Source organism: Ruegeria sp. AI2 (assembly GCF_056541275.1).
Window position 1 is genome coordinate 475,144 of the sequence record NZ_JBQFYB010000001.1, and the last position, 16,584, is coordinate 491,727.

Below are 16,584 nucleotides of genomic sequence, written 5' to 3' on the forward strand. Positions count from 1 at the left end.
CTCATTCGCCGCAGCGCAGCAAAAATGCTGCAATTGCGTGAAAAACTCCTGTATCCTGACGGGGAATGCAGCTTCGGCACACCGGCGCGCTCAATGGTGTGTCACCCGAAAGGAAGCCGAGACGTGAGACGCCTTGGACTGCAAGACCCCAACCTCCGCCCGGACCCCCGAGCGGGCAGGGCGCTTTACCCTTACTTTTCTGGCTGCATCGTTTTCACAGGAGATCTATGGAATGAATCCGATTACCCAACCGCTGGAGCTTCAGGCCGCGGCTATACGCATGGCTGGCTATGCGATCGTCAACCAGATCAAGATTGCACAGATCATGACCCGTTCGGCGCTTGAACTGCCGATGGTGCCGGTCCACGCCCTGCATCTGGCAGCATCAGCACCGGGTCCAGTGGTGGAAGCTCCGGCGGAAAAACCGGCGGCCAAACCCAAACCTGCCGTGGCGCGCACGAAACGCGTACCGGAGAAATCATCTACGCCCAAGAAAAAGCTGGCCCGCAAAACTGCACCGGCCAAGCCGGCGGCCAAACCTGTTGAGTTTTCAGCCAGTCCGCGGCCCACGGCGGCACCCCCGGCGGCAGCCAAACCGACACCAGCGGTTAGTGATGAAAAAGCAGTGAAGCCTGTTGAATCCGCGGCGACACCTGCGACCGAAACCGTGTCGCCCGTAACGCCCAAGCCCACCCCTGCGACACCGGCGCCTGTTCAGGCAGCGCAGGTCAAGCCGACACAGGCCGATCCTGCCCCGGCCAAGGTGCAGGCGAAACCAGCCCCGGCGACGGAACCGCGCAAACCGCAGGCGCGAAAATCACGCGCCCCGTCAAAACCGCCTGTGATGCCCGGAACAGATGTCAAAAACTGACGGGTAAACCGGGATCATCTGCTTGACACGGTCGGGTTGGCACGCCAACCCTGCGCGTCATGATGGATCTTCGCCCGGTCGGATATGTGATTGGCTTGCTGGTCGCCATTCTTGGGGCGACCATGCTGCTGCCTATGCTCGCGGACCTGATCGAGGGGCGCGGCGAATGGCCGGTATTTCTGGAAAGCGCCATTATCACGACGCTGACCGGGACCGTTCTGGCGATGAGCTGCTCGAACGGTGTGGGCGAAGGGCTGACCATCCGCCAGACCTTCCTGTTGACAACCGGTGTTTGGGCGGCGCTGCCCCTGTTTGGGGCAATTCCGTTTCTGTTCGGTGAAACCGAGCTGCGCTTTGTCGATGCGTATTTCGAGGCGATGTCCGGCCTGACAACTACAGGTTCAACGGTGATTTCCGGATTGGATACCCTGCCGCAGGGGCTATTGCTGTGGCGTGGTATCCTGCAATGGCTGGGGGGTATCGGGATCATCGTTGTCGCCATGGTGTTCCTGCCCGAACTGCGTGTCGGCGGCATGCAGATTTTCCGCTCGGAAGGCTTTGAAACAATGGGTAAAATCCTGCCTCGCGCGCAAGAGATCGCGGGTCAGATTTCGCTCATCTATGTTTTCCTGACACTGGTTTGCGCGCTGGTTTACGCCGGTCTGGGAATGAACTTTTTCGATGCGCTGGTACATGCACTGACAACGCTTTCGACCGGTGGATTCTCGAACTATGACGCCTCGTTCGGAACCTTCTCGGGCCCCGCCGAATATGCGGCGTCGGTGTTCATGATATTGGCGGCGCTTCCTTTTGTGCGCTATGTCCAGCTGGCAAACGGCCATACAGCGTCCTTGTGGAAAGACAGTCAAATTCGCGCGTTTCTGGCGACCATTCTGGTTCTGGTCATCATCATGTCGATTTTCCTGACATCGGTCTTTCCGCATCACTGGGAACAGGCGTTTCGGGAATCTCTGTTCAACATCACCTCGATCATCTCGGGCACCGGCTATGCCAGTGTCGATTACATGGGTTGGGGCAGCTTTCCGATCATGATGTTCTTCCTGATCGGCCTGATTGGCGGCTGCGCGGGATCGACTGCATGTTCGATCAAGATATTCCGCTATCAGTTGCTGTTTGCCTCGATCAAAAGTCAGATCAAACGGATCAGGTCTCCGCATGGCGTGTTTGTGCCGCTCTATGATGGGCGGCCCGTGGGGCAGGGTGTTCTGACCTCGGTGATGAGCTTCTTCATGTTCTTCGTCCTGTCGATGGGCGTGCTGTCCTGGGCGCTGGCGCTGACCGGTCTGGACTTCATCACAGCCGTTTCCGGGGCGGCGACCGCGCTGGCCAATGTCGGCCCCGGTCTGGGCGATCAGATCGGACCAGCGGGCAATTTCGCAAATCTCAACGACACGGCCAAATGGTTGCTGACAATCGGGATGCTGGTCGGGCGGCTCGAGCTGTTGGCCGTTTACGCGATCTTCACCGTTCAATTCTGGAGAGGCTGATGAAAAGACCCCTTGGCGCGCAGATTTCGCATATGCTCAAGGATCGTGGCGTGGACGTGATTTTTGGCATACCCGGCGTTCACAATCAGGAAATGTACCGCGGCATCGAAGAGGCTGGCATCCAACATGTTCTGGCCCGTCACGAACAGGGGGCGGGGTTCATGGCCGATGGGTATGCCCGCGCAACCGGCAAGCCGGGGGTTGCCTATGTGATCACCGGGCCCGGCCTGTGCAACATCATGACGCCGATCGGGCAGGCCTACAGTGACTCGGTGCCGATGCTGGTGGTGTCGTCCTGCCTTGATGAAACACAGGCCTTGCGCGGCCAGTTGCACCAGATGAAGGACCAGCGCCTTGCGGCCGGAACCGTTGCCGACTGGTCGGCACAGGCCAACACGGCCGAGGCCGCCTATGCGCTGGTCGAACGCGCCTTTGAAGAATTCGAGCTGTCGCGCCCGCGCCCCAAGCACATTCAGGTGCCAATCGCGCAGTTGCAGGCCGAGGCTGATCCGGCACCTTTCCCCAACCAGCCCGCGTTGCGCATCAAGGCGTTGCCGCCTGACGTATCGCCTGTTGTCTCGATGCTGAACCTTGCGCGCAGGCCGCTGTTCATTCTGGGGGGCGGTTGCAAGTCCAACGACTGGCGGCAGATTCTGGCACAGCTTGGGGCTGCCTGCTTTACCACATACGCAGGGCGCGGGCTGCCGGGCGCAAACTATCCGCTGGATTTCGGCGCGTCGCTGCCGCGCCCCGGCAGCGCCGAGGTTATCGCCTCGGCGGATCTGGTCATCGCGGTCGGCGCAGAACTGGGCGAGGTCGATCTGTGGCGCAGCGACCTTGGGCATTCGGCAACGCTGATCCGCGTTGACCTTGATCCCGAAGTCCTGTCCGACCACCATCGCGCCGCGATCAAACTGCAAACCGACAGCGAAAGCTTTGCCCGCGCTTTGTGGCAGGCGACCGAAAACCTGAAACCGGCAACCGGCTGGTCGCCCGATGAAATTTCCGAAACCCGCGCCCGGTGGCGGGCCGAGGTGGATGCCGAACGGCCCGGAATTGTAGCAGTGGCCGATGCGCTGCGCTCGGCGATGCCGGCTGATACCATGATCTATTCCGACATGACCCAATTCGCCTATGTCGCGAAAGAGGTGTGGGACATGGCCTATCCGCATCACTGGCACCATCCGACCGGGTTCGGAACGCTGGGTTATGGTCTGCCGGCCGGAATTGGTGGCGCGGTGGCGCGGCACGGCAAACCAACGGCGGTTATCGCCGGGGATTACGGGTTCCACTATACGATGCAGGAACTGGGTGTTGCGGTCGAACTGGGTTTGTCGCTGCCGATCATCCTGTGGGACAATGGCAAGCTGAAAGAAATCGAAGACAGCATGGTCCGCAGCCAGATCGCGCCCAATGCGGTGGTGGCGCATAACCCGGATTTCTGCAAACTGGCCGAGGCTTTTGGCGCGCGTTCCTCAGCCCCTTCATCTCTGGCTGAGATGCAGAGCGCGGTTCGCGCGGCGTTTGATGCACCTGTCCCGACCTTGATCCACGTGACCCCGGACATTCTGTAACAAAAAGCGCCGCATCTTCATGCGGCGCTTTGGTGTTTCAACGTCTGGTTTCAATGTCTGCGCGGGCTCAGTCCCAGCAGTGTACCAGAACCGTCATTCCGGTCGCGCGCCGGTTCAGCTCGTTAGGGGAAATCCGGGTGGTTTCCTCGCTTGACTGACCGGAAACGCCGGCTTTCGTCAGGATTTCTGTCAACCGCTCGACCGTTGCCGCAAGGCTGACCGATGCGGGCAGGGTGCGCCCCTCGGACGGTGTGGGCAGCAGCATACCAACCACGTTGCCGCTGTCGTTGAAGACCGGCCCGCCCGCATCTCCGGGCTGAGCGTTCAGCGCCAGCCGTTTGACACCTGTCTCGCCGTTCAGGCCGCGGATATCCGCGATTTGGCCGTAGGTCAGCGTCGGTGCGCCCAAAGCCCCCTGATAGGAAAAGCCGGATACGGCCACTTCGGACTGAATGCGCGGCTGGGTGGTACTGAAAGCAGCAACACTCATCGGTGCAAGGGCTTTTGCAGGGCGCAGGACCGAAACACCAAGCTCCGGGTCCGTCAGCGCCAGTTGCACCTCCTGATCCCCCTCCAGGGTGATCCGGGTGCAGCTTTCGGCGGCTTCAGATACCGTCAGAACCGTACCGTCCGCGCCAGCGAAAAAGCCCGACCGCGACAACCGGGGCTTGCGGATCTGAAGACCCGAGACCAGATCGATGCGCTGTTCCGCATCCGCACCGGCGGCGGCATCCAGAACCGCGTCCGTTGTGCTCAGGCTGGTCGCCATCGCAGCCAGAACACGCAGGCGGCGCGCCTCGTCCCCTTCGGGCCAGACCAGCGTAAAGCCCTTGATTTTCCCATCGGCCAGCCGCGCCTGCGTGAATGACACGATCCCATTGCCGCGCCCTTCAAGGGTGAACTGGTCGCGGCCCAGCTCGCGCGGGCCGTTCAGCGGTACAATCTCAAGCGACTGCATCACCTCGTAAAGGGCGCGCAACGTGTTCTTGTCACCCTCCTGACTGATCAAAAGGGCCTGGGCCTTCAGGTCCGAGGCGCTTTTGAAATGTACGAACGGAGCTTCATAGCGGTCAAAGCTGACTGTACCCAACGGCATATCCAGCGCAATTCCGGCCGCGTCGTCGGAATACCGGTCCATCCCGGCCGAGATCAGCGGCGCGTTGTATTCATCCATCAGGGCCTTGCGCTGCACCGTGGTCAAAACGCCCGTCGCCTCATAGCCGTTGAACCGCTGCCAATCGCCCATCGACCGGCGGGTTCCCTGACCGAAAGCACCATCAATGGTCGAATAATAGAAACCCGCCGCCTGCAGGGCCGTTTGTAGGTCTTTCCGTTCCTGCGCGGTCAAAAGGCGCTCGGACTGCAATGCTTGTGCGCGGGTTTCATCCGAAACCTGTGGGGTCGTGATTGTCAGGGTTTCTTGCGGCTGTGCTGCCGGTTCCGTCGGCGCGCTTACAGCGTCGCGGTTCAGGGCGTTTTCGCCGACGGGCCAGAACTGTTGCCCCAACGAACTTGAAAACGCGACAAAGCTGTCACGCGGGATCTGCCCCTCAGCCCGGTATACGCGTAAAACCTGCTCGGCATCGCCGCGCGAATAGGGGCCAATGACGATGGCATACCAGCCACTGTTCAGCCGAAACCCGTTCACATCGGGCAGGGTACTGGCATAGGCTTGCGCCCGGTCCTGCGCTTCGCGCAGCGAGGGCTGCGCCTCGACCTGAACCCAGACGCCGGGGTCTTGTTGAGCGGTCGCGGCGCGCAGGCCGACCAGAAGAAACAAAAGAATTGCTGAAAATACGCGTGTCATTGTCTGCCCGTGTTATGCGGTGTTTGTACTGAGGTGCAGAATACGCGATTTCATTTGCCAAATACCATGCTGAGAATGCGGGGAATTTGTGGTGTGGCCGCGCAGATACAGCCACAGCCCAAAGCCCCGTTGACGCCCCTCGGCCCCTTGCATAGGAAGGGCCAAACCGACCGGAACCGGGCGTACGGGACGCCCAGAGGGAATGTCATGACCGAACCGACCAGCGCACCGCGTTCATTTCAGGAAATCATCCTCAGGCTTCAGTCCTACTGGGCCTCGAAAGGCTGTGCGATTCTGCAACCCTATGACATGGAGGTCGGGGCAGGGACGTTCCATCCCGCAACCACCTTGCGGGCGCTGGGGTCCAAGGCATGGGCCGCAGCCTATGTTCAGCCGTCGCGCCGTCCCACGGATGGGCGTTATGGCGAAAACCCGAACCGGCTTCAGCATTACTACCAGTATCAGGTGCTGATCAAACCCAGCCCTCCGGATTTGCAGGAGCTGTATCTGGGCAGCCTTCAGGCCATCGGCATCGACATGGACCTGCATGATATCCGCTTTGTCGAAGACGACTGGGAAAGCCCCACACTGGGCGCATGGGGGCTTGGCTGGGAGGTTTGGTGTGACGGAATGGAAGTCAGCCAGTTCACCTATTTCCAGCAGGTCGGCGGCCATGACTGCACGCCTGTCTCGGGCGAGCTGACTTATGGTCTCGAGCGTCTGGCCATGTATGTGCTGGGCATCGACCACGTGATGGACATGCCGTTCAACGATCCGCAATCGCCCAGCGCGCTGAAATACGGCGATATCTTCAAACAGACGGAAGAGGAATACGCCCGCTGGAATTTTGATGTGGCCAATACCGAGGTTCTGCTACGCCATTTCGAAGAGGCCGAGGCTGAATGCGCCACTATCCTGGCGCAGGCGCATGACGATCCGAAAACCGGCAAGCGCATCATCATGGCGCACCCGGCTTATGACCAATGCATCAAGGCGTCACACATCTTCAACCTGCTGGATGCGCGGGGCGTGATCTCGGTCACCGAACGACAGGCCTATATCGGACGCGTGCGGGCGCTGGCCAAGCAATGCGCGGATGCCTTTGTGCAGACCGAGGCCGCCGGGTTCAGCGCCGGATGAGGCGATCAGGCCAGCCCCGGCAACAGGGCTTTCAGGCCGTCCGCAATCATGCTGACGGCGATAGCCGCAAGAATCATCCCCATAAAGCGGCTCATGATCACGCGCGCGGTGTCGGACAGGCGTTGGGCCAGCCAGGCCGCGTTCCAGAACGTGATCAGAAGCAGGCCAACAACGGCAAGGAATACACCTGCATAAACAAAGGCTTCTGCGGGCTTCTTGATCTGGTGCGCATACAGGATCAGCGTGGTGATGGTGCCGGGGCCGACCAGAATGGGAAAGGCCAGCGGATAAAAGGCGACGGTGTCGGGTTCGGGGTAAGCGTCCTTCTCCCCCTTCGTCCCGTGATGAGAGGTGCTTTCGTGTCCGTTCAGCATGTTCAGACCGATCATCATGACAACCAGACCACCGGCGACGCGCAGATGATTGACGCTGATGCCAAAAAGGCCAAGCGCCTGACTGCCGACCAGGGCAAAGGCACCGCCAAGGATCAGGCAGTAGATCACGGTTTTGACCGCTATCTTGCGCTGTTCGGCGGCAGACAGGTCCTGAGTGACGCTCAGAAACACGGGCAGGTTGGTGACCGGGTTCATGATCGCAAACAATGCGCCGAAAAATCCGACGGCAAGGGTGGATTCCATCGTGTAGACCTCGTTTCTGCCTGTTCCCCGATGAAACCTGTCCTATTTTACAAGAACTTGAAAGAGGCGGCCTGAAAGATGACGGGAAAACTGCTGGCAATTCTTCTGCTGCTGTCGGCCATCGTGGCAGGCCTCGGCATGTATTATCTACAGGTCTACGGCTATTATTATGAGGTCGAACCGCAACCGGGGCAGGACGTTGCCCTGATGACGGATGCAGGCGGTGTGCCGGAACCCATCGCCTATTCCGGGTTTCAGGCAATCGACGCCGACAGCTCTCCGATCCGGTATCGCGCCTGTTTCGAAACCGAATTGTCGCCGGACCAGATGGCTGGATACGTGCCTGTCGAAAACTCCGAACCCCTGACCGCACCGGGATGGTTTGAATGCTACGATGCGGTGTCTTTGGCGGAAGCGCTTGAATCCGGGCAGGCGCGGGCGTTCATGGGGGTGAAGAACATCCATTTCGGCGTCGACCGGATCGTGGCGATCACCGAAGATGGTAAGGGCTATGTCTGGCACGCGTTGAACAATTGCGGTGAAAAAGCCTATGACGGTACCGTCGTGGGCGAGGAATGTCCGCCGCGCCCGGAAAACTGAAGGAGCAGACCGTGGGCCATGTCATAGAAATCCCCGATTTCCTGACGGCCACTCTGGGGTTTGCGGTCTATCTGATCGGGGCCGAGATCAACGCACGTGTGACAACCCTGCGCAATTTCAACATCCCCGAACCCGTGACAGGGGGCCTGCTGGCCTCGCTGGTGGTTCTGATGCTCTATCTGGTCTTCGGGATCGAACTGTCCTTTGGCCTGACTGCCCGCGATTTCCTGCTGGTCCTGTTTTTTGCCGGGATCGGCCTGAACGCCCGTCTGTCTGACCTCATTGCGGGCGGTAAGCCGTTAATCTTGCTTTTGATTCTCACTCTGGCGACGATTGTCTTTCAGAATGTGATTGGCGCGGCTGGGGCGGCGATCTTCGGCTATCCCGCACAGGCCGGTGTGTTGTTCGGATCGGCCGCTCTGATCGGTGGGCACGGTACGGCAATCGCATGGGCGCCGGACGTGGCGCAGGCAACGGGGCTTGACGGCGCGACCGAACTGGGTGTGGCCGTCGCCACCCTTGGATTGGTGCTTGCGGCGCTGGTTGGCGGCCCGATTGCGCGCCTGCTGGTCGAACGGCGCGGCCTGAAGCCTGACCGCCCCGACGAGGAACACAGCATCGGATTGCCGGATGAGCATGACGGGCACACCGCAAACATCGATCATCTGACCGTCATGCGCGTCCTGCTGCACCTGAACCTGGCGATCATCTCGGGATATGCGCTGAATGAATCAATTGCCGCCGCCGGGCTGAAACTGCCGCTGTTCGTGCCCTGCCTGATCATGGGCATCGTGATCGCCAATCTGAGGGACGCGCTGTTTCCCGATGCTCCGAAAGTGTCGCGCACACCGTCGCTGGCGCTGATTTCGGAATTTGCGCTGGGCGCGTTTCTGGCCATGTCACTGATGAGCCTGCAACTCTGGACCATCGCGCAGCTGGGCATGGCCATTGCCGTGATCATGACAGCGCAGACGGTGTTCGCGGTGCTGTTCGTCCTCTGGGTGCTGTTCCCGGTCATGGGGTCCAACTATCGCGCCGCAGTACTGGCCGCCGGGTTTGGCGGCTTTGCGTTGGGGGCCACACCCACCGCTATCGCAAATATGACAGCCGTGACCAAGCGATATGGCCCATCGCCTATTGCCTTTATCGTGCTGCCCCTTGTATCCGCCTTCTTTGTGGATATCGCCAATGCCATCGTCATTCAGACGATCGTCAATTTCTAAGGACCGACAATGCCCGACCTGCTGATCGAACTGTTCTCCGAAGAGATCCCCGCACGGATGCAAGCCCGTGCCGGCGAGGATCTGAAAAAGCGGATTACCGATGGTCTGGTCGAGGCCGGTCTGACCTATGCAAACGCCGCCGCCCTGACCACGCCCCGCCGCCTGACGCTGGCGGTCGAGGGGCTGCTGGCGAAAAGCCCCACCATCCGGGAAGAACGCAAGGGTCCAAAGGTCGGCGCGCCTGATAAAGCAATCGAAGGGTTTCTGCGCGGCGCGGGCCTGACCCGTGATCAGCTGGAAGAACGCGAAACCCCCAAGGGGGCCATCTATTTCGCCACCATCGAAAAGGCTGGTCGCCCCGCGGCCGAGATCATTGCCGAAGTGCTCGAAACCACCATCCGCAATTTCCCTTGGCCTAAGTCCATGCGCTGGGGCAGTGGCAGCTTGCGCTGGGTGCGTCCGCTGCATTCGATCCTGTGCATTCTGACGGATGAGGCCGGGGCGCAGGTCGTGCCAATGGATGTCGATGGCATTTCGTCCGGCGACACCACAGCAGGCCACCGCTTTATGGCGCCCAACCGGTTTTCGGTCACGTCCTTCGACGATTACGCGGCCAAGCTGAAGCGGGCTTTTGTCGTCCTGTCCCCCGAGGAACGCGCCCGGCACATCTGGAACGACGCCCAGAACATGGCCTTTGCCGCCGGTCTTGAACTGGTCGAAGATCAGGGCCTGCTGGCCGAGGTCGCTGGTCTGGTCGAATGGCCGGTTGTCCTGATGGGGCGGATCGACGACGAATTCCTCGACCTGCCACCCGAGGTGCTGCAAACCTCGATGAAAGAACACCAAAAGTTCTTCTCGGTCCGCAATCCCAAAACGGGCCGGATTGAACGGTTCGTCACTGTTGCGAACCGCGAAACCGCTGACAATGGCGCGACCATTCTGGCGGGCAATCAGAAAGTGCTGTCGGCCCGTCTGGCCGATGCCAAGTTCTTTTGGGAAAATGACCTGCGCATTGCCAAATCGGACATTGCACAATGGACCCGCGCGCTGGAAAACGTCACCTTCCACAACAAACTGGGAACGCAGGCCGACCGGATCGGGCGCATCGCCGCCCTGGCCCGCGAACTGGCACCAGTGACTGGAGCTGATGCCGATCAGGCTGAAAAATCCGCGCGCCTGGCCAAGGCCGACCTCAGCTCGGAAATGGTCTACGAATTTCCCGAGCTTCAGGGCCTTATGGGGCGGTATTACATCGAAGCGGCAGGCGAAGATGCCGCCGTGGCCGCTGTCGCGCAAGAGCACTACTCGCCTTTGGGGCCGTCGGATGATGTGCCCACGGCTCCGCTGTCGGTGACCGTTGCATTGGCCGACAAGCTGGACACACTGGCGGGGTTCTGGGCGATTGATGAAAAGCCTACCGGCTCGAAAGACCCGTTTGCCCTGCGCCGTGCGGCACTGGGGGTTATCCGGTTGGTGCTCGACAATGACCTGCGCCTGCATCTGGATCGGTTTTTCGACGGACAGCTACTGCGTGCTGAAAGCGCTGCAAACGAGGCGCTGGCGGCGGAAAACGTTGACGAACTTTTGGATGAAATCGCAGATCACGGCGTGTTTGGCGCAGCCTTCCAGACTGTCAAGGAAAGGCTGGGCGAAGTGTCGGGCGCCGATTTCCTGAGCCTTGAAAAGAAGATCCCCGACGCATCCGATGATCTCCTTTCCTTCTTCCACGACCGCCTCAAGGTCTTCCTCCGCGACGAAGGCATCCGTCACGACGTCATTGACGCCTGTATCGCGATGGACGGCAATGATGACCTCAATCTGCTGGTCAAACGCGCCCGCGCGCTGAACGCGGTGATCGCGACTGAAGATGGCGAAAACCTCGTGCAGGGCTTCAAGCGCGCCAACAACATCCTGACCCAGGCCGAGGAAAAGGACGGGGTGGAATATTCCTACGGTGCGGATGTGAAATTCGCCGAAACAGACAGCGAAAAGGCATTGTTTGCGGCCTTGGAGGCAGCACAGGCGCAAATCGAACCCGCGCTGACATCCGAAGATTTCCCCACGGCCATGGCCGCCATGGCGGGGCTGCGCGGACCGGTGGATGCGTTCTTTGAGGATGTGCAGGTCAACACCGAAAATGATATTGTTCGCCGCAACCGGCTGAACCTGCTCAGCCAGATCCGGCAGATCTGCTCCAGCGTGGCCGATCTGACCCGGATCGAAGGGTAAACGACCGGGCGCGCTGGCAGGCGCGCCCACAACGCACTTGCGTGAAGGGCGCAAGCGCTTATGCTGCACGCAAACCAAAAGGTGCTGCAGTGCAGAATAATCCGAATACGACGCTCATTACATCCGACGCGCCTGTCACCGCCCATAGGCATGGCGGGCGGGCCAAATGCTTGCAACGTCTAGTCCGGCTGGACCTGCCGGTGCCCCGAACCGTTGCGTTGTCATTTGATGCCGTTCACCAGATCGCTGAAGGGACAGCCCCGGATATTGCGGCGATCCTCGAACAGTTCGATCCGACCTCGTTGCTATGCGTCCGGCCCAGTTCCGAAGACCCCGATTGGGGTGGTCCCGGCGCGGTTCTCAATATCGGAATGAACGATGCCCGTTATGTCGACCTGTCCGACACCATGGGGGCCGAGGCCGCCGCAGCCCTGTATCTGAGGTTCGTTCAAAGCTATGCGATCCACGTGGCGCGGCTGGATGCGGATGTGTTTGATGACATCGACGCAGATGGCCGCGAGGGGCTGCGTCATTCGCTGCGCGCCTACGAGGATGAAACCGACGAGGTCTTTCCGCAGGACAGGGGCGAACAGCTGATCGGCGTTCTGCGCTCGATGGCACGTGCATGGGACGGGACGTCCGCGCGCTTGCTGCGGCAGGCCAAGGGGGCACCTGCTGATGCCGGGCTTGGGTTGGTCATTCAAGAGATGATCCCCGGCGTCGGGAAAGGGGAATGCGGATCGGGCGTTCTGCAACTGGTTGATTCCACAACCGGTATGCCACAGATCACCGGTCGCTACCTCAGCCAGAGTCAGGGACGCGATGCGTTGGGCAAAGATGTGGCCGCCCTGTTTCTGGAAAAAGACCCGCGCGGCCCCTCGCTGGAAGAGGTCGCGCCCAATGCTTTTGCCGATGTCAAAACGCATGCCGCCCTGATGCGCGAGAAACTGCGCGAAGAAATGCAGGTCGAATTCGTCATTCAGGATGGCACTGTGCATATTCTGGATGGCGTCCGGGTGCAGCGATCGGCTCGCGCGGCCATGCGCATTGCCGTACGTCTTGCCGAAGACGGTATCATACCGCCGCAAGAGGCGGTGATGCGTGTCGATCCGCACGCGCTGAACGAACTTCTGCACCGTCAGGTCCATCCTGATGCGCGCCGTGACGTGCTGACCACCGCCATTGGTGCCAGCCCCGGTGCCTCGACCGGCAAGATCGTGTTCACCTCGGCCGAAGCACAGGCCAGCGCCGCCCGTGGCGAGGCGTGTGTTCTGGTGCGCCGGGAAACCTCGCCCGAGGATGTGCGCGGGATGCACGCCGCTGTTGCGGTTCTGACGGAAAAGGGCGGCATGACCAGCCACGCGGCCGTGATCGGGCGCGGATTGGGTCTGCCCTGTATCGTCGGGGCCTCGGAAATGCGGTTTCAGACGAAAGACAAGATGCTGACCGCACCGGATGGGCGGGTATTTAAAACCGGCGATATTGTCACCATTGACGGCAGCTCGGGTCAGGTGCTGGCCGGTCAGCCCGCCATGCTCGAGGCCGCGTTGGATGACTGCTTCCAGACGCTGATGGGCTGGGCCGATGCCGAGCGTGACATCGACATCCGCGCCAATGCCGACACACCGGCTGATGCGCAGACGGCCCGGAACTTTCAGGCTCAGGGGATCGGTCTGTGCCGGACCGAACATATGTTCTTTGATCCCGGCCGTCTGATTGTGATGCGCGAAATGATCTTTGCGCAAACCTCGGCGGGCAGGGCGGCAGTGCTGGAACGCCTACTTCCGATGCAGCGCGAGGATTTTGTTCAGCTGTTCAGGATCATGGAAGGCCAGCCTGTCTGCATCCGCCTGTTCGATCCACCCTTACATGAATTCCTGCCGACAACGCGCACCGGGCAACGGGAACTAGCTGAGGCGCTGGACCTGCCCGTGTCCGACGTCGAACGCCGGGTTGAGGCGATGACCGAATACAACCCCATGCTGGGTCTGCGCGGCGTTCGTCTGGGTGTCACCGTGCCCGAGATCTACGACATGCAGGCGCGCGCGATCTTCGAAGCCACACTTGAGGCCCGAAAAAACGGTGCCCCGGTGGTGCCCGAAGTGATGATCCCGCTGGTATCCGCCAAGCGCGAGGTTGAACTGGTCAAATCCCGCATCGACTCGGTCGCCGCCGCCGTTGAATCGGAACGCGGGCAGAAGTTCGAATATCGGCTGGGCGTCATGGTCGAAACACCACGCGCCTGTCTGCGCGCGGAAGAGATCGCGCCGCAGACCGCCTTCATGAGTTTTGGTACAAACGACCTGACGCAGATGACCTACGGCCTGTCCCGCGACGATGCCGGTCGTTTCATGTCCGCTTACGTGCGGCAGGGGGTCTTTACCGAAGATCCGTTCCACGTCCTTGATCCGGACGGGGTGGGCGAGCTGCTGAAACTCGGGGCGGAACGCGGACGTGCCGCGAAGCCGGATGTGACCCTTTCGGTCTGTGGCGAACACGGTGGAAACCCCGAATCAATCGCCATCTGCCGTGATCTTGGATTCGACTATGTGTCGTGCTCACCGTTCCGGGTTCCGGTCGCTCGGCTGGCTGCCGCTCAACTGGCGATTTCCTCCAGACTTGGGGGTTGACACTGCGCTGAACCCCAAGGAATAGTGGGTTATTCGGTCACTCGTAGGCGAAAAATATTTTCGCTACGGGCGATTTTCCACTTGCTTTTTTCAAGATACTGGACCTTTGCCTCGGTCTGGGGTATCAGCCTCGTCGCGCCCGCCGGGGGAGGGTAAGGCGCGTGATGTGCCTGTGCGAGGTTATCTGATGCTACGTTACATATTGGCTGTTGCCGCAGTGGCGGCAACCGTGCTGCCGAGTGCGTCCTTCGCCGAGAAGGAAGCGACTGATACTGCAAAACAAGAACTTGTCGCCCGCAGCGAGCTGCCAGCGCAAAGTTTTCGGGACTATTTCAAGCTGTTCCAGCCCCGCAAGGCGGCTGAACCTGTCGAAGTGTCCTTCTCCAAAGACTGGCTTGACCAGCAACCAAAGGCCACGGGCGGCGAAAACTGGGAATGCCTGTCCGAAGCCCTGTACTTCGAGGCGCGCGGCGAAAGCGTGCGCGGCCAGTTCGCGGTTGCCGAGGTGATCCTGAACCGGGTCAAAAGCAGCCGTTTCCCGGATTCCCTGTGCGGGGTGATCCATCAGGGGACCGGCAAGAAATACCAGTGCCAGTTCACATACACCTGCGATGGCCGCAAGGAAGTCATCCACGAGAAAAAGGCGTATGAGCGTGTGGCGAAAGTCGCGCGGGCTGCCATTGATGGCGTGGCGGATGAGTTGACCGAAGGGGCAACACATTATCACACGACGTCGGTTCGCCCATCCTGGTCGCGGGTCTACAAACAGACGGCGAAAATCGGCGTGCATGTTTTTTACCGCCACAACTACCGGACAGCGAGCAACTGATTGACGCACCCGCGCTGGAAGCTTGCTGGCGCGGGGCAGGTTGCATCCTATATTGCGGGCCAGGAGACCCGTGATGATTTTGAACCGCAGACACCTTTTGCAATCCGCCGCTGCAGCATTGCTGATGCCGCGTGTGGCCAGCGCGGGTTTTGCACCGCTTAATGCGCGTGTAGCCAAACACCCGATCGCGCCGGCAAGTTATCCTGAAACGGCAGTCTGGACATATGACGGGTCTGTCCCCGGCGTTGAACTGCGCGTCAGGCAGGGCGATCGCATCCAGCGCACCCTGATGAACCAGCTTCCGCAAGCCACGTCGGTCCATTGGCACGGTATTCGCATCGAGAACGCCATGGACGGCGTACCGGGCCTGACGCAGGACGCTGTCGAGACGGGCGCAAGCTTTGATTACTCTTTCTCCGTTCCCGATGCAGGGACCTATTGGTACCATGCGCATAACCAGTCGATGGAACAGGTTGCGCGCGGGCTTTACGGGCCGCTGATCGTCGAAGAAACCGCGGCCCCCGATGTGGATCAGGATCTGGTGCTGATGCTGGACGACTGGCTGCTTGATCCGGAAACCGCCCAGATCACGGATGATTTCGACAATGGCCATGACCTCAGCCACGCTGGTCGGCTGGGGAATATCATCACTGTCAACGGATCCCTTGACCCGCGTGTTCAGGCGCGACGGAACGACCGTCTCCGGCTGCGCCTGATCAACGCCTCCAACGCGCGGATTTTTGACCTGGATCTCGACGGGTTGTCTGGTTGGATTGTCGCCCTTGACGGTATGCCACTGGGAACGCCGATCCCATTGTCGGGGGCTTTCCCAATCGCCCCCGCACAACGTATCGATCTGGTTGTGGATGTCGTGGCTGCGGGCGATACGGCAAGTCTGGTGAGTGTTGAACGCGACGGTGCCTTTGGCATCGTTAGGTTCGATGTCGACGAACCTCTCGCACCCGCGCCACGACAAGGCGTGGCAGCGTTGCCGCCCAACCCTTTGCCAGTCATCGAGGATATCTCATCCGCACCATTGCACCGGATGTCCCTGCAAGGCGGGGCGATGCGCTGGCTGGACAACGCCCGGATCGGGGACACTGAATTGTCAGGCCAGGAATTGGCGCAGTTGGGCCGGTTCTGGGCCCTGAACGGTTATGCGGAACGCCCGTCCGACCCGTTTCTGGACGCCCGGACCGGCGGCCTTTACAGGATTGAGTTTGTCAATGAAACAGTCTTTCCACATGCCATGCATTTGCACGGCCACCACTTCCGACTGATCCAGCCGGACGGATCGCTTGGCCCGTGGCGCGACACTGTTTTGGTTGATCGCGGACAAACCCGCCAGATCGCGCTGGTCACGGATAATCCGGGAGACTGGCTGTTGCATTGCCATATGCTGGGACATGCCGCTTCGGGTATGATGAGCTGGTTTCGCGTCACATGACGCCGCATTCGGCGGTTGGAATGGCGTTTGTTTGAATGTTATAGGCCCTTGCAACGCCTATAGTGGGCAAGCCCTGCAACAAGCCGAA

The 16,584-nt window shown here is 60.5% G+C and carries 12 protein-coding genes; 10 read left to right on the top strand and 2 right to left on the bottom strand.

Annotated features, from left to right (window positions below):
- Positions 1–232 precede the first annotated feature (232 nt).
- The 3 genes from ACR0LL_RS02385 to ACR0LL_RS02395 are packed head-to-tail and all read left to right on the top strand — an operon-like array spanning position 233 to position 3,953.
- Entirely contained in the window at positions 233–871 is a 639-nt protein-coding gene (locus ACR0LL_RS02385) for a hypothetical protein (RefSeq protein ID WP_480583601.1), read from the top strand.
- Positions 872–930: 59 nt separating this feature from the next.
- Entirely contained in the window at positions 931–2,379 is a 1,449-nt protein-coding gene (locus ACR0LL_RS02390) for a TrkH family potassium uptake protein (protein WP_480486008.1), read from the top strand.
- Positions 2,379–3,953 carry a thiamine pyrophosphate-binding protein gene (locus ACR0LL_RS02395; RefSeq protein ID WP_480583604.1) on the top strand — a complete coding sequence of 525 codons (1,575 nt, stop codon included), beginning with the start codon at positions 2,379–2,381 and terminating at the stop codon, positions 3,951–3,953. The genes ACR0LL_RS02390 and ACR0LL_RS02395 overlap by 1 nt, the downstream gene beginning before the upstream one ends.
- A gap of 67 nt (positions 3,954–4,020) precedes the next feature.
- On the opposite strand, the gene ACR0LL_RS02400 is transcribed toward ACR0LL_RS02395, so the two are convergent.
- Entirely contained in the window at positions 4,021–5,760 is a 1,740-nt protein-coding gene (locus ACR0LL_RS02400; protein WP_480583607.1) for a serine protease, read from the bottom strand.
- Between the two features lie 207 nt (positions 5,761–5,967).
- Here ACR0LL_RS02400 and ACR0LL_RS02405 point away from each other — a divergent pair, with 207 nt between their 5' ends.
- Positions 5,968–6,900, top strand: a complete 933-nt coding sequence (locus tag ACR0LL_RS02405) for a glycine--tRNA ligase subunit alpha (protein WP_480583610.1) — start codon at positions 5,968–5,970, stop codon at positions 6,898–6,900.
- A 5-nt stretch (positions 6,901–6,905) separates the two neighbouring features.
- Here the strand turns inward: ACR0LL_RS02405 and ACR0LL_RS02410 are convergent, their stop codons facing one another.
- Positions 6,906–7,538, bottom strand: a complete 633-nt coding sequence (locus ACR0LL_RS02410; protein ID WP_480583613.1) for a MarC family protein — start codon at positions 7,536–7,538, stop codon at positions 6,906–6,908.
- A gap of 78 nt (positions 7,539–7,616) precedes the next feature.
- On the opposite strand from ACR0LL_RS02410, the gene ACR0LL_RS02415 reads away from it, so the two are divergent.
- The 6 genes from ACR0LL_RS02415 to ACR0LL_RS02440 all read left to right on the top strand — a co-directional run bounded on the left by ACR0LL_RS02415 (position 7,617) and on the right by ACR0LL_RS02440 (position 16,496).
- The gene (locus ACR0LL_RS02415) at positions 7,617–8,138 is read left to right on the top strand and encodes a DUF6446 family protein (protein WP_267363363.1); all 522 of its coding nucleotides are present in this window, start codon (positions 7,617–7,619) and stop codon (positions 8,136–8,138) included.
- Entirely contained in the window at positions 8,114–9,361 is a 1,248-nt protein-coding gene (gene gltS, locus ACR0LL_RS02420; RefSeq protein WP_480583616.1) for a sodium/glutamate symporter, read from the top strand. Before ACR0LL_RS02415 ends, gltS begins: the two co-directional genes overlap by 25 nt.
- A 9-nt stretch (positions 9,362–9,370) precedes the next feature.
- Positions 9,371–11,590, top strand: a complete 2,220-nt coding sequence (glyS, locus tag ACR0LL_RS02425) for a glycine--tRNA ligase subunit beta (RefSeq protein ID WP_480583619.1) — start codon at positions 9,371–9,373, stop codon at positions 11,588–11,590.
- Between the two features lie 89 nt (positions 11,591–11,679).
- Positions 11,680–14,220, top strand: coding sequence for a putative PEP-binding protein (locus ACR0LL_RS02430; RefSeq protein ID WP_480585240.1), 2,541 nt, complete (start codon positions 11,680–11,682; stop codon positions 14,218–14,220).
- Positions 14,221–14,407: 187 nt separating this feature from the next.
- Complete coding sequence (locus ACR0LL_RS02435; RefSeq protein WP_267363369.1) at positions 14,408–15,049, top strand: cell wall hydrolase; 642 nt, start codon at positions 14,408–14,410, stop codon at positions 15,047–15,049.
- Positions 15,050–15,122: 73 nt separating this feature from the next.
- Positions 15,123–16,496, top strand: a complete 1,374-nt coding sequence (locus ACR0LL_RS02440) for a multicopper oxidase family protein (RefSeq protein ID WP_480583622.1) — start codon at positions 15,123–15,125, stop codon at positions 16,494–16,496.
- The last annotated feature ends 88 nt before the right edge of the window (positions 16,497–16,584 follow it).

Coding starts and splice junctions, on each gene's coding strand:
- ACR0LL_RS02385 (WP_480583601.1), top strand. CDS start 233: ATGAATCCGATTACCCAACCGCTGGAGCTTCAGGCCGCGGCTATACGC.
- ACR0LL_RS02390 (WP_480486008.1), top strand. CDS start 931: ATGATGGATCTTCGCCCGGTCGGATATGTGATTGGCTTGCTGGTCGCC.
- ACR0LL_RS02395 (WP_480583604.1), top strand. CDS start 2,379: ATGAAAAGACCCCTTGGCGCGCAGATTTCGCATATGCTCAAGGATCGT.
- ACR0LL_RS02400 (WP_480583607.1), bottom strand. CDS start 5,760: ATGACACGCGTATTTTCAGCAATTCTTTTGTTTCTTCTGGTCGGCCTG.
- ACR0LL_RS02405 (WP_480583610.1), top strand. CDS start 5,968: ATGACCGAACCGACCAGCGCACCGCGTTCATTTCAGGAAATCATCCTC.
- ACR0LL_RS02410 (WP_480583613.1), bottom strand. CDS start 7,538: ATGGAATCCACCCTTGCCGTCGGATTTTTCGGCGCATTGTTTGCGATC.
- ACR0LL_RS02415 (WP_267363363.1), top strand. CDS start 7,617: ATGACGGGAAAACTGCTGGCAATTCTTCTGCTGCTGTCGGCCATCGTG.
- gltS (WP_480583616.1), top strand. CDS start 8,114: ATGTCCGCCGCGCCCGGAAAACTGAAGGAGCAGACCGTGGGCCATGTC.
- glyS (WP_480583619.1), top strand. CDS start 9,371: ATGCCCGACCTGCTGATCGAACTGTTCTCCGAAGAGATCCCCGCACGG.
- ACR0LL_RS02435 (WP_267363369.1), top strand. CDS start 14,408: ATGCTACGTTACATATTGGCTGTTGCCGCAGTGGCGGCAACCGTGCTG.
- ACR0LL_RS02440 (WP_480583622.1), top strand. CDS start 15,123: ATGATTTTGAACCGCAGACACCTTTTGCAATCCGCCGCTGCAGCATTG.